Genomic DNA, 12,438 nt, shown 5'->3' with positions numbered 1-12,438 from the left:
TTACGTCAACGGTCGTACTACTTAACGCGCCGGCACCCAGGACGTCGGCGACCGCCTTTTGGTCTTCGTGGCTGAGCTCCCAGGTCAGGGTGGCAACCGGTGCGGGTTCGTCGTCGTAGCACTATATGTGTTCGAGGAAAAGTGCTCAGCACTGCGTCCCCTACGGCGGCTTCCCTACAAACTACCTGCGGAGTTCCGTCCTCTTGTATTCCAGCCCAGGGCGGTAAAGGGTAGGTTAGCGGGGCATTGCGGCTCCCCCCAGACTTGAGGCTCCGCGAGCAGGCCAGTTCAGGATGAATTCTTCCTGCTCCGCAGTCTCCACTGCACCAGGCCGCACTGAGCGCACTTTAGCAATCGCATCGATGCCGTCCGAAGCGTAGCCTGTGTCAATGAGAAGCATCGACGCCACGGTCCCCGCCCGGCCCAGGCCTCCTTTGCAGTGCACCACGATCCTGCGTCCGGACAAGAGCTCGGCTGCGAGCTGAGGTCCTAGGGATTGCCATGGCACAAGCAGTCGCGCATCAGGAGCCGCACCATCCGTAATCGGCAGGCCGTGCCACTTCAAGCCGTGCGCTTTGGCACATTCTGCCAAGGATGTAATTCGTAACTCCTCGAACTCCCACGGCTCAATCAACGTGATCAGATGCTGTGCTCCCCACGCAACTATCGACGCTACCTCGATGTCCAAGTCTCGAGCCCAAGACCCCGTCATTGCGACGTCCTGATGTTTTCCCGGTGCAAAGGTGACGCCGATCCCACCGCCGTTCATCCCGACAGGCAAGGTCGCAATCTGCAGTGGATGGGAGATACTTGTTCTGCTCACCTGCGCTCTCCGAAATCAACGGCCCCTTGGGGCGAGAACGAACGCTGCGCCCTTTTGATCTGAAAGTCCAACTGTGAGCCTAGTGGTGCGTTTAGGGTCTGACTGAATGCCAGAAGCAGCGCGGAATCGCCCAACGCTTGAGAGAGGACCCAAGCCCCATTCGACGTTGGAACGAGCCTGCGGGACGGCGCTCCAGAGATCAGTGAGGCCTAGTTCCAGCCTCGCCGCGTCTCGGGATGCACGCTTATCGGACGTCCGCGTGCCGCCGCTAGTAAATCGCCCAGGGAGCGAGAGGCAGGCACCATCCTCACTGGGCACCCGCTATCGGCCAGAACCGGCAGCAGGCGCGGCGACGCCTGAGGCAAGGCGATTTGATCGGAGTTGGCTTAAGCGACACCCTCCCTCGAGAGCCAAGTCGTAATCGGAGCAGGCACCGACCCGCAACTCAGGACTCTCGACAACCCAGGTCGGGTACGACTATTCTTCCTTTCATGTCCGCCTTCTCGGCCCGCCACCGTCGACTCATCCAGCTCAGCATCTTCGTGCTGATGCTGTTGAGCATCGTTGTTCGGCCGATTGTGATCCAGCAGGGCGAGCTCCACACTGCCGAGCACGACATCGCTGCAACGGCAGAGCACGGGCACTCACACGCCCCCGGAAATGGCGACAACGTAGATCCCAAGCATGCATCAGGTGTCCACAGCGTCCTTCACCAGGCCGATGTGAGCTTTGCCGGCATGCTGGTGTTTTCGAATCTGAACCTGGCTACTGTACCGCCGGCATCTTTACTGCCCGGCCTGCGCTCCGTTGATGAGCCATTGGGCCACCACGGCTCACCTTTTAGACCTCCGATCGTCTGACGACTCCTGCCGCGCTGTAGCGGCCTGAGCGCGCTGTTCACCAAATGGTGGCCGGCAGCGCGTCGTCATGACCATTTGTCGGAGATTTTCCGTGAAATTACGTAGTTTGTGGGCGCTGGCTATTGCCGGCGCCTGCGGTGTGGCCGTGCCTGGCCACGCCGCTGAAGTGCTGCGCCTGGAGGATGCGGTTGCCCGTGCCCTGGGCACCCATCCCAGCGTGCAGGCAGACGCTGCTCAACTGGAAGCTGTCAGAAGCCGTGCGGGCCGGGAGGCGTTGCCTACGCCCCTCGTGCTGGGAGGCGAGCTTGAAAACGTGGCAGGCTCAGGTGGCCTGAGCGGCCTGGACGCCGCCGAATCCACGTTCCGCATCTCCAAGGTCTTGGAACTCGGTGGGAAGCGGGCAGCGCGCCAAGCGCTCGGTGGCGCGGAGGTGGACGCCGCCCGAAGCGAGGCGGACGTCACCCGTATCGCCATTGCCACCTTGGCTGCGGGGCGCTTCGTCGATGTGCTGGCCGCCCAAGAGCATGTCGAGCACGCCGAAGAGCGCATCAAAATGGCCCAGGCCATGCGCCGTGAAGTGGCCCGCTGGGTAGCGGCCGCCCGTAATCCGGACTCGGACCTGAGAGCCGCCGAGATCGCCCTGCTCGATGCCGAGCTGAAGCGGGAGCAGGCGTTGCAGGCGCTGGAAGGCGCGCGGATGTCACTTGCCGCCACGTGGGGGGCGCCGAGCCCGGACTTCGGCTCGGTTGCCGGGGATACCGGGGTCCTTCCCCCTCTGGATGATTTCGATGATCTGAGCCTACGCCTCGCCACGACACCACAGCAGCGGGCCATGGAGGCCCGGGCCGGGGTTCTGGGTGCAAGAAGGGAGATCGCCCGGGCCAGCGCCAAGCCGGATGTCAGCGTTGGCCTCGGCATTCGCCGACTGGAAGCCACCAAAGACAGCGGCCTGGTGATGTCCATCTCTGTCCCGTTGGGAAGCCGGCGGCGATCGGATTTCTCCGTCGCCGAAGCGGACTACGAGCTGACCTCGCTCAAGTACAGGCGCGAGGCGCAGATGCTGGAGGTGCGTCAAGAGCTGTTTGGCATCTACCAGCAGCTCAAGCAAGCGCAGTCCGAGGTGGAGTCGGTGCGCCAGCGCCAGTTGCCAAAGGCCCAGCAGGCCTTTGATCAGAGCCGCAGAGGCTTTGAGGAAGGTCGCTTCTCCTTCCTGGTACTCAGCCAAGCGCAGCAGCGGCTCTTCGACCTTCGCGAACGGGAAGTCGAATCCGCCGCGCGCTATCTCCGTCTCCTGGTCGAGGCCGACCGCCTCACCGCTTCTGCCTTGGACATCCGCCCATGAACCGATACGTATTCCTGATCATGCTTCCGTTCGCCTTGGCTGCATGTGGCGGCAACGAACCGTCGCAGGGAGACAAGCCTGAAGCCACTGCTGCGGCCGCAGGCGACTACGAACGAGGGCCGCATCGCGGGCGCATGCTTCGCGACGGCGACTTCGCCCTTGAAGTAACTGTTTACGAAACCAATACCCCGCCGCAGTTCCGACTGTATGCCTATCGCAACGACAAGCCGCTGGCACCTGGCGAAGTCAAAGCGACGATGCAACTCAAGCGACTGGACGGCGAAGTCAACAACTTCAGCTTTGTTCCAGAGAACGATTACCTAGTGGGCAACGGGGAGGTGGTTGAACCGCACTCCTTTGACGTCAAAGCCGATGCAGTGGTGGGTGGGAAGAACTACACCTGGGCCTACGCCTCGTACGAAGGTCGCACAACCATAGATACGAAAGCCGCTGCCGACGCAGGTGTCGTGGTTGAGTCCGCCGAACCAGGGGTCATCCGGGACACTGTCTCGCTTATGGGCAACGTCGCGGTCGACACCGGTCGCTTTGCTGCGGTGAAGGGACGTTTCCCGGGCGTGGTCCGCAGTGTGACGGTCGAGATGGGACAACGCGTCTCGGCCGGTCAGACGCTGGCCACGGTGGAGGGCAATGACAGCATGCGGACCTACTCCGTCACGGCGCCTTTCAGTGGCGTGGTGCTCGCACGCAATACGGCGGTAGGAGATGTCGCTGCCGACAACACGCTGTTCGAGATAGCTGACCTTTCCGAGGTCTGGGTGGATTTGCGTGCGCTGGGAAGCGACGCCGAGCGCCTGTCCCCGGGCCAAGCGGTGACCATCCGTTCGGCAACAGGTGGTTTGGAAACAACGGGAAAGCTGCAGGGCATCCTGCCGCTGGCCAGCGCGGGCCAGACCGTGGTGGCACGCGTGGCCCTTGCCAACGGTGAAGGCAGATGGCGACCGGGAATGGCCGTATCCGCCGAGGTCGTCATCGCGGAAACGGAGGTTCCTTTGACGGTAAAAGAATCGGGCCTTCAGCGTTTCCGGGACTTCACCGTTGTGTTCGCCCAGGTGGGCGACAGCTATGAGGTGCGGATGCTTGAACTGGGTAGGCGCGATGGCGAGCGCGTGGAGGTTCTGAAAGGACTGAAGCCAGGCACCCGTTACGTGTCCGAGCAGAGCTACCTGATTCGTGCCGACATCGAAAAGTCCGGCGCAAGCCACGACCACTAAGGACGCCCCATGCTAGAGCGAATCATTCGCGCGTCCATCGCGCACAGATGGCTTGTGCTCGTTCTGGTCCTGGCCTTCTCAGGCCTTGGGATCTGGAACTACAGCAAGCTTCCCATCGACGCCGTTCCTGACATCACCAATGTCCAGGTGCAGATCAACACCGAAGCTCCCGGCTACTCACCGCTGGAGGCCGAGCAACGGGTCACGTTCCCCGTCGAAACAGCGTTAGCCGGGTTGGCAAAGCTGGAATACACCCGTTCCATCTCACGCTACGGCCTGTCTCAGGTCACGGTGGTGTTTGAAGATGGCACGGACATCTACTTCGCCCGTCAGCAGGTCGCAGAGCGGCTTCAGCAAGCGGCATCCCAATTGCCCGAGGGACTCAAGCCAAGCCTTGGACCGGTAGCGACGGGCTTGGGCGAGATCTTCATGTACACCGTGGAGGCTGAGCCGGGTGCTGAGGAGACGTGGACACCAATGGCGCTTCGTACGCTGCAGGACTGGGTGGTCCGACCGCAGATGCGCCACTTGAAGGGCGTAACGGAGGTCAACACCGTCGGAGGCTATGTTCGCCAGTTCCACATCACGCCGGACCCGAAGAAGCTCCAAGCCTACGGACTGACGTTGCAGGACGTGCTGGAAGCCGTGGCACGCAGCAACGCCAACGTGGGCGCCGGCTACATCGAGAAGAGCGGTGAGCAGTACCTGGTCCGCGTGCCGGGCCAGGTGGCCGACATGGCGGGCTTGCGCAAGATCGTTGTGGCCAACCGTGATGGCATGCCATTGCGCGTTGGCGATCTGGCGGACGTTGTAGAAGGCACCGAACTTCGCACAGGCGCGGCAACCAAAGATGGCAAGGAAGTAGTCCTTGGCACGGCCTTCATGCTCATCGGTGAAAACAGCCGAGACGTGGCTCAGCGAACTGCCGCCAAGCTCAAGGACATCGACGCCACCTTGCCTGACGGCGTGCGGGCGCATGCCGTCTACGACAGAACCGAACTGGTGGACCGGACCATCGAGACGGTGAAGAAGAACCTTCTCGAAGGCGCCCTGCTCGTCATCGCGGTCCTCTTCCTGCTTCTGGGCAATCTTCGTGCGGCGCTGATCACTGCGGCGGTCATTCCATTGACGATGCTGCTGACGATCACAGGCATGGTCCAGAATCGTGTCTCCGCGAATCTGATGAGCCTGGGCGCACTGGATTTTGGCTTGATCGTCGATGGGGCGGTCATCATCGTGGAGAACTGCCTGCGCCGCTTTGGCGAGCGGCAACATCTTCTGGGCCGTCTGTTGACCCGGGAAGAACGATTCTCCTTGGCGGCAAGTGCCAGTGCAGAAGTGATCAAGCCAAGCCTGTTCGGCCTTTTCATCATCGCGGCGGTCTACATCCCGATCTTTGCCCTCTCCGGCGTGGAAGGGAAGATGTTCCACCCGATGGCGCTTACCGTGGTCATCGCGCTTACCGGTGCCATGGCGCTGTCCCTGACATTCGTGCCGGCCGCTGTGGCTCAGTTCGTAACGGGGAAGGTTTCGGAGAAGGAAACCAAGGCCATGCGCGGGGTTACCAAGCTGTATGGCCCGATGCTTGAGCGAGCCGTCAACGCACGCAAGGTGGTGGTGGCCTCGGCCGCAGTGCTCACCGTCCTGGCGGGCCTGCTTGCAAGCCGTCTCGGCACTGAGTTCATTCCGAACCTGGATGAGGGCGATATCGCACTGCATGCGCTCCGAATTCCAGGGACCAGCTTGACTCAGGCCATCGGCATGCAACGTCAGCTGGAAGCGGCAATCAAGCAGTTCCCCGAGGTGGACGAAGTCGTCGCCAAAATCGGCACTGCCGAGGTGGCGACCGACCCCATGCCCCCCTCCGTAGCCGACACCTTCATCATGCTCAAAGATCGGGACAAATGGCCTGATCCGCGCAAGCCGAAGGCGCAGCTTGTTGCCGAGCTCGAGAAGGTGGTTCGCGCCATTCCTGGCAACAACTACGAGTTCACTCAGCCCGTGCAAATGCGGATGAACGAGCTCATTGCCGGCGTTCGGGCTGAGGTTGCCGTCAAGCTGTACGGCGACGACTTGGAACAACTGGCAGCCATCGGTAGTCAGGTGGAGAACGTTGCCAGTGGGATCCAAGGAGCGGCCGACGTGAAACTTGAGCAGGTCACCGGTCTGCCCTTGATGACGATCACGCCGGACCTGGATGCACTTGCACGATACGGTGTAGCCATCGATGACGTGCAAAAGACCATCTCGGTGGCGTTGGGAGGTGAATCGGTCGGCCAGGTGTTCGAAGGCGATCGCCGCTTCGACATCGTGGTTCGTCTGCCGGAGAACCTGCGTCAGGACATCGGAACACTGGCGTCACTACCTGTAGCCGTCGCGCCAGGGGCGAGCACCGGCCAGGAGCGTAGCTTCGTTCCCTTGGGGCAGTTGGCCAAGGTCGAGATTGCGCCCGGTCCCAACCAGATCAGCCGCGAGAATGGCAAACGCAGGGTGGTGATCACCAGCAATGTGCGCGGACGCGATCTGGGGTCCTTTGTCGAGGAGTTGCGCAGCAAAGTCGGACAAGAAGTCCAGCTGCCCGAAGGCTACTGGATCGAGTACGGCGGCACCTTTGAGCAGTTGATCTCGGCAAGCAAGCGCCTGTCCATCGTCGTGCCAGTGGTTCTGGTAATGATCTTCGGATTGCTGTTCATGGCATTCGGCTCAGGAAAGGATGCTGCGATCGTGTTCAGTGGCGTGCCACTCGCGCTAACCGGAGGCGTGGTGGCGCTATGGCTGCGCGGCATTCCCTTATCCATCTCCGCAGGCGTGGGGTTCATCGCGCTTTCGGGCGTTGCCGTGCTCAACGGCCTGGTAATGATCAGCTTCATCAAGAACCTGCGAGAAGAGGGCATGCCCCTGCATAGGGCTGTCACCGAAGGTGCCCTTACCCGCCTCCGGCCGGTCCTGATGACGGCCTTGGTGGCGAGCCTGGGCTTCCTTCCCATGGCTCTGAACGTCGGTGCTGGCGCGGAAGTTCAGCGCCCGCTCGCAACCGTGGTGATCGGCGGAATCATCTCTTCAACGCTGCTGACACTGCTCGTGCTGCCGGCGCTGTATCGACTGATCCACCGCGAAAAACCTGATCTGGAAAGTCGCTCCCCATGAATCATCCATCTCCTTTCCGCACAAGGAACTCGTCTTTGACTTCCCCCACCAAGCTCTTTGCATGGCTTTCGATGCTTGCCGCAGTCCTCCTGCCGTTTGCGGCGTTCGCGCACGGTGTCAGCGAGGGCGACCAGGCCTTCCTTGAAGAAAGCACCGGTAGGCAACTGATCGCGTTCACCTACCTCGGCGCCAAGCACATGGTGACTGGATACGACCACCTTCTGTTCCTGTTCGGGGTGATTTTCTTCCTTTACCGCATGCGGGACGTGAGCATCTACGTCACCTTGTTCGCCATTGGTCACAGCACGACGCTGCTGCTCGGCGTGCTCGGCGGCTTTCACGTCAACGCCTATCTGGTCGACGCGATCATCGGCCTGTCGGTGGTCTACAAGGCCTTGGACAACATGGGCGCGTTCAAGCGCTGGTTCGGCGTGCAACCCAACACCAAGATTGCGGTCCTTGTCTTCGGCTTTTTCCACGGCTTCGGCCTGGCCACGAAGCTTCAGGACTTCTCGCTATCGCCGGACGGGCTGGTCCCCAACATGCTTGCGTTCAACGTGGGCGTTGAGCTCGGCCAACTGCTAGCGCTTGCCGGCATCCTGATTGTGATGGGCTTCTGGCGTCGACTGCCGTCCTTCAACCGTCAGGCCTACGGCGTTAACACCATCTTGATGATGGCCGGCTTCGTGCTCATCGGCATGCAGCTCACCGGCTACTTCGTTTCCTGATTTCTGAACGAGACCCATTATGTCGATCACCACCAATCAACCACTTCCCACCACTGGCCGCCTGCTGAAGTCGACCCTTCTTGCCGCTGCCATTGCCGGCGCGCTTCTCGTCACGGCCGTTCTGCCGGCGGAGTACGGCCTTGATCCCACCGGGATCGGCCGGGCGCTGGGCTTGACCGCCCTGGCGGACGGCGGAAGCACCGTCATCGACCCGTCCACGCCGACGTCCTCAACAGCATCGGGGGCAGAGGCCGCCTTGGCGGAGAAGGCCGCGGCCGCATTCGGGGCGAACAAAGGGCAATCGCTTGATCCAGGCGCGGTATCGCTCACCAACGGTGAGCTTCGCCAGGACGCGATGACGATCACGCTGGAGCCGGGCAAGGGAAAAGAGGTCAAGTCCCACATGGTTGCAGGCACCGGAATGCTGTTCCGCTGGAAGGCAACCGGGGACGTGGCAGTCGATATGCACGGCGAGCGACCCGACGTGAAGGGCGCATGGACCAGCTACGCCGTCGAAGGTGCGCAGCGGGAGGCGCGCGGCACCTTCGTCGCGCCATTTGAGGGAACTCATGGGTGGTACTGGCAGAACCGAGGCGACAAGCCAGTGACCGTGAGCATCGAACTTATTGGCTACCAAGCCGACATCTATCAGCCGTAACACCCCGGTACTTCGCCGATCCTAACCTAGGAGAATCACCATGAAGACTCATAGCGCAGTAGTTGCCGGCCTGCTTCTCAGCATGTCCCTTTTCACCACAGCGTTCGCCCATGATCCGGCGCTTCATGCCGATCCGGCAACCCCGGCTGCTCCCAAGGCCAAGCCGGCGACCTGCGAACAGTTGGCCGACCGTTCGAAGTTCAAGGTGGACCTCAATGATGCCCAGACCAAGGCGCTGAAGGAACGTTGCGAAGCGCAGGCAACACCGAAAAAGAAGTAAATCCATTCGCGTTTAGCGAACGACCCCGCCATGCCGGCGGGGTCGTCACCCCGACCCGAACAATGGTGGGCGTACACTCCGCCTGCCCGCCGCCTCTGTCCTGAAACCGGGCAGAGGGGGCACCCGGGTTGGTGCGGTCAGAACGTTGATATCAGGACAATCCCATGCTCGAAGTACTGAGTCACCCAACGTTTCGCCGCCTGTTTGGTGCGCAGATAGTCGCACTCGTCGGAACCGGCTTGGCAACTGTCGCCCTTGCCCTCCTGGCCTATGACCTGGCGGGCGCCGAGGCGGGCGCGGTGCTGGGCACCGCACTGGCCATCAAGATGGTCGTGTACGTAGCCTTGGCGCCCGTTTCAGGAGCGTTGGTCCCGGCACGGCTGCGCAAGCGGGTGCTGATCGCACTCGACCTGGTTCGCGCCGCTGTGGCGGTTTGTCTGCCCTTCGTCACCGAGATCTGGCAGGTGTATGTCCTTATCGCTGTGCTGCAGTCGGCGTCGGCATGCTTCACGCCGCTGTTTCAATCCACGATCCCCGAAATTCTTAAAGAAGAGCGCGATTACACCCGCGCGCTCTCACTTTCCCGATTGGCATATGACCTTGAGAGCCTGCTTAGCCCGGCGCTTGCTGCTGCACTGCTGACGGTCATCAGCTTCCACGGGCTGTTCGCTGGTACCTCGGTAGGTTTCATCCTCTCGGCGGTGCTCGTCGCGTCCACCACATTCCCCGCCCTCGCTTCCGTCTCTTCCAAGGACGGTCCCTATGCCCGAGCCATCCATGGAATGCGAATCTACCTTCGCACCCCGCGATTGCAGGGCCTGCTTGCATTGAACCTTTGTGCCGCAGCTGGCGGCGCGATGGTGTTCGTCAATACGGTGGTCATGGTCCGTACCGTTCTGGGCGGGGCTGAGGAACAAGTTGCGTGGGCGCTGGCGGCCTTCGGCGGCGGCTCCATGCTGGTAGCGCTTCTTCTTCCGAGAGTTCTGGACCGCATTTCGGACAGGACAGTGATGCTGACTGCAGGGCTGTTCATGTCAGCTGTCCTGATCACCTTCCTCGGCGTCTGGTTTGCCCTGAAAGGAAAAGTTGGATGGGCGGCGGTCATTCCGACCTGGTCGCTGTTGGGCATGGCGTATGCCGGTCTGGTTACGCCCGGCGGACGGCTGCTGCGACGTTCGGCTGAGTCCGCCGATCTGCCATTCCTCTTCGCCGCCCAATTTTCCCTATCACACGTTTGCTGGTTGATCGCCTATCCGCTGGCCGGCTGGGTTGGTGCCCGCTACGGCCTGCATGTTGCCTTGGCCGCCTTGGGGATTCTGGCTGCACTCGGTCTGGTCGCCGCGTGGCGCAGATGGCCGGCGCACGATCCTGAGGAGATAGCGCATCAGCACGAACATCTTGCTGAGGACGACCCGCACCTCTTGGCACACCGCGACGCGGATGGCACTCACCGCCACCGGTTTGTCATCGATCAACTTCACACTCGCTGGCCAGGCTGACCAAGGCACCAGGCGGGCGGCGAGCACGGAGCCACCTACTTGCGAGTTTGATCGCAGACGTACATGTCCATGTCGACGTCATATCGACACGCGCGCCCACATTCGTAAGAGCCTACATCCTCCGACCCGGGCACTGGAGGCTTGTCTCTGAGGGCAGCTACTGCAGCTGCCTGGCAACGTTCGAAGGTGTCGTAGTCGCCATAAACGGCGTGTCGGACTTCCTGAGTAGATGCGTCCGGCGGATAGACAAAAGCAGTCCAGCGCCCCTGGGACCCGCCGCAGGAAACTGCGACTATGGCCACGCCGACGGTTAAGGTTGTCCGACCGATGTCCATGGCCGAATCCTAGCACCACCTCTAGCCGGGCAGAGATGAGCTGAAGCGTATTCAGCTTTTCAGGCCAATTAGCTTCTCTCAGCGAAGTCCGCTGTCGGCCTTGGATTCAACCGGTCGACGCAACACACTGAAGACTGCTTACCGGCAGCAGGAGTGTTGCAGATGGAGCGCAGGCCAAGGATCTACTACAGCGACGCCCAGAAGGCTCTGATGTGGGAGCGATGGCGACGAGGCGAATCGCTGCACAAGATTGCAACTCTATTTGACCGTCACCATAGCTCGGTTCGCTCGGTTCTGTCCGAGTCCGGAGGTATCCAGCCAGTCCCACGCCGCCGATCAGAGCGCGTATTAAGCTTGGCGGAGCGTGAAGAAATCTCCCGGGGTGTGGCTGTTGGGAAGTCCATGCGTGCCATTGCGAGCTCGCTCGGACGGGCCCCGTCGACCATAAGTCGCGAGCTACACCGCAACGATGGGGTCAATGGCTATCGAGCGAATCTGGCTGATCAGCGTGCCTGGCAGCGTGCGCGACGCCCCAAGCTCTGTAAGCTCGGCTTGCATCGAGCGCTTGCGATGAGAGTGGCAGCAAAGCTGAAGCAGCAATGGTCACCACAGCAGGTGTCCGGTTGGTTGAAACGCACCAATCCTGAAGATACGAGCCGCCAGGTGTCTCACGAGACAATCTACCGAACGCTCTACATCCAGTCCCGAGGAGCCCTGAAGCAGGAGCTGTTGGCGCACCTACGGCGGACTCGTGCCATGCGCCGCTCACGGCATCACACACATAAAACAGCTGATCACGGCAGGATCAAAGACACGATCTCCATCAGTGAGCGTCCGCCTTCGGTTGAGGACCGGGCAGTACCTGGCCACTGGGAGGGCGACCTGCTATTTGGTGACCGCGATAGCCAGATTGCGACGCTCGTGGAGCGCAAAACCCGTTACGTCATGCTGGTCAAAGTTGACGGAAAGGACTCTGAGACCGTGGTGAATGCGCTGATCAAAAGTGCCCGCCGCCTGCCTCGGGAACTGTACCGATCTCTGACTTGGGATCGCGGCAAAGAGATGGCGGCGCATCGCCGCTTTACGCTCGCCACCGACATCCAAGTCTACTTCTGCGACCCACACCATCCCTGGCAACGCGGCACCAATGAGAACACCAACGGACTACTGCGACAGTACTTCCCTAAGGGCGTCAGCCTTGCCAATATCTCTCAAGCTCAGCTTGATGCAGTTGCCCGCCAACTGAACGAGCGGCCCCGCAAGACGTTAGGCTACGAAACACCCGTCGAGCGATACCGACGAACCGTTGCGTCGATCGGTTGAATCCAAGGCCAGAAGGGGACATCAACCTAAAGTCCAAATCCTACTGGGAACCCAACTGGCAGATGTTTGCTCTGAAAGCGCCAATAGCTGCTCCACTTGCCATCTTGTCCGTTACGTCAGTTGATTGCGCAACCACTGATGGGCGGGAAACCGTCCTGAGCTCGTTTGAGGGATTGCCTGCTGCCGAAGATCGGCACTGTGTTGTTGTGTG

The 12,438-nt window shown here is 61.3% G+C and carries 10 protein-coding genes; 9 read left to right on the top strand and 1 reads right to left on the bottom strand.

The window, feature by feature from the left end; genetic code table 11:
- Positions 1-235: 235 nt before the first annotated feature.
- Entirely contained in the window at positions 236-712 is a 477-nt protein-coding gene (locus tag ACZK29_RS10900) for a cyclin-dependent kinase inhibitor 3 family protein (RefSeq protein WP_478447082.1), read from the bottom strand.
- 602 nt (positions 713-1,314) lie between these two features.
- Between ACZK29_RS10900 and ACZK29_RS10895 the strand changes: the two genes are divergently transcribed.
- From ACZK29_RS10895 to ACZK29_RS10855, 9 genes are all read left to right on the top strand, one after another.
- The gene (locus ACZK29_RS10895; RefSeq protein ID WP_390328763.1) at positions 1,315-1,683 is read left to right on the top strand and encodes a hypothetical protein; all 369 of its coding nucleotides are present in this window, start codon (positions 1,315-1,317) and stop codon (positions 1,681-1,683) included.
- A gap of 91 nt (positions 1,684-1,774) precedes the next feature.
- The gene (locus ACZK29_RS10890; protein WP_478447040.1) at positions 1,775-3,025 is read left to right on the top strand and encodes a TolC family protein; all 1,251 of its coding nucleotides are present in this window, start codon (positions 1,775-1,777) and stop codon (positions 3,023-3,025) included.
- Positions 3,022-4,257: an efflux RND transporter periplasmic adaptor subunit gene (locus ACZK29_RS10885; RefSeq protein ID WP_478447039.1), complete on the top strand. Its 1,236-nt coding sequence runs from the start codon at positions 3,022-3,024 to the stop codon at positions 4,255-4,257. Before ACZK29_RS10890 ends, ACZK29_RS10885 begins: the two co-directional genes overlap by 4 nt.
- A 9-nt stretch (positions 4,258-4,266) precedes the next feature.
- Positions 4,267-7,404 (top strand): efflux RND transporter permease subunit, encoded by a 3,138-nt coding sequence (locus ACZK29_RS10880; RefSeq protein WP_005411762.1) that lies wholly within the window; start codon positions 4,267-4,269, stop codon positions 7,402-7,404.
- Positions 7,401-8,132, top strand: coding sequence for a HupE/UreJ family protein (locus ACZK29_RS10875; protein WP_005411761.1), 732 nt, complete (start codon positions 7,401-7,403; stop codon positions 8,130-8,132). The genes ACZK29_RS10880 and ACZK29_RS10875 overlap by 4 nt, the downstream gene beginning before the upstream one ends.
- Positions 8,133-8,151: 19 nt before the next feature.
- Positions 8,152-8,790 carry a hypothetical protein gene (locus ACZK29_RS10870; RefSeq protein ID WP_390328771.1) on the top strand — a complete coding sequence of 213 codons (639 nt, stop codon included), beginning with the start codon at positions 8,152-8,154 and terminating at the stop codon, positions 8,788-8,790.
- 40 nt (positions 8,791-8,830) lie between these two features.
- Complete coding sequence (locus tag ACZK29_RS10865) at positions 8,831-9,070, top strand: hypothetical protein (RefSeq protein ID WP_478447038.1); 240 nt, start codon at positions 8,831-8,833, stop codon at positions 9,068-9,070.
- Between the two features lie 164 nt (positions 9,071-9,234).
- On the top strand, positions 9,235-10,569 hold the full coding sequence (locus ACZK29_RS10860; RefSeq protein WP_390328774.1) for an MFS transporter: 1,335 nt from the start codon (positions 9,235-9,237) through the stop codon (positions 10,567-10,569).
- 497 nt (positions 10,570-11,066) lie between these two features.
- The gene (locus tag ACZK29_RS10855) at positions 11,067-12,227 is read left to right on the top strand and encodes an IS30 family transposase (RefSeq protein ID WP_279747852.1); all 1,161 of its coding nucleotides are present in this window, start codon (positions 11,067-11,069) and stop codon (positions 12,225-12,227) included.
- The last annotated feature ends 211 nt before the right edge of the window (positions 12,228-12,438 follow it).

This window comes from Stenotrophomonas sp. 89682_Sma, assembly GCF_056481405.1.
The sequence above is the reverse complement of the archived record's forward strand: the minus strand, read 5'-3'. Positions and strand labels throughout refer to the sequence as shown.

Bases quoted from the DNA above. Each gene is read 5' to 3' on its own strand.
- ACZK29_RS10900 (WP_478447082.1), bottom strand. From the start codon at position 712: ATGACGGGGTCTTGGGCTCGAGACTTGGACATCGAGGTAGCGTCGATA.
- ACZK29_RS10895 (WP_390328763.1), top strand. From the start codon at position 1,315: ATGTCCGCCTTCTCGGCCCGCCACCGTCGACTCATCCAGCTCAGCATC.
- ACZK29_RS10885 (WP_478447039.1), top strand. From the start codon at position 3,022: ATGAACCGATACGTATTCCTGATCATGCTTCCGTTCGCCTTGGCTGCA.
- ACZK29_RS10880 (WP_005411762.1), top strand. From the start codon at position 4,267: ATGCTAGAGCGAATCATTCGCGCGTCCATCGCGCACAGATGGCTTGTG.
- ACZK29_RS10875 (WP_005411761.1), top strand. From the start codon at position 7,401: ATGAATCATCCATCTCCTTTCCGCACAAGGAACTCGTCTTTGACTTCC.
- ACZK29_RS10870 (WP_390328771.1), top strand. From the start codon at position 8,152: ATGTCGATCACCACCAATCAACCACTTCCCACCACTGGCCGCCTGCTG.
- ACZK29_RS10865 (WP_478447038.1), top strand. From the start codon at position 8,831: ATGAAGACTCATAGCGCAGTAGTTGCCGGCCTGCTTCTCAGCATGTCC.
- ACZK29_RS10860 (WP_390328774.1), top strand. From the start codon at position 9,235: ATGCTCGAAGTACTGAGTCACCCAACGTTTCGCCGCCTGTTTGGTGCG.
- ACZK29_RS10855 (WP_279747852.1), top strand. From the start codon at position 11,067: ATGGAGCGCAGGCCAAGGATCTACTACAGCGACGCCCAGAAGGCTCTG.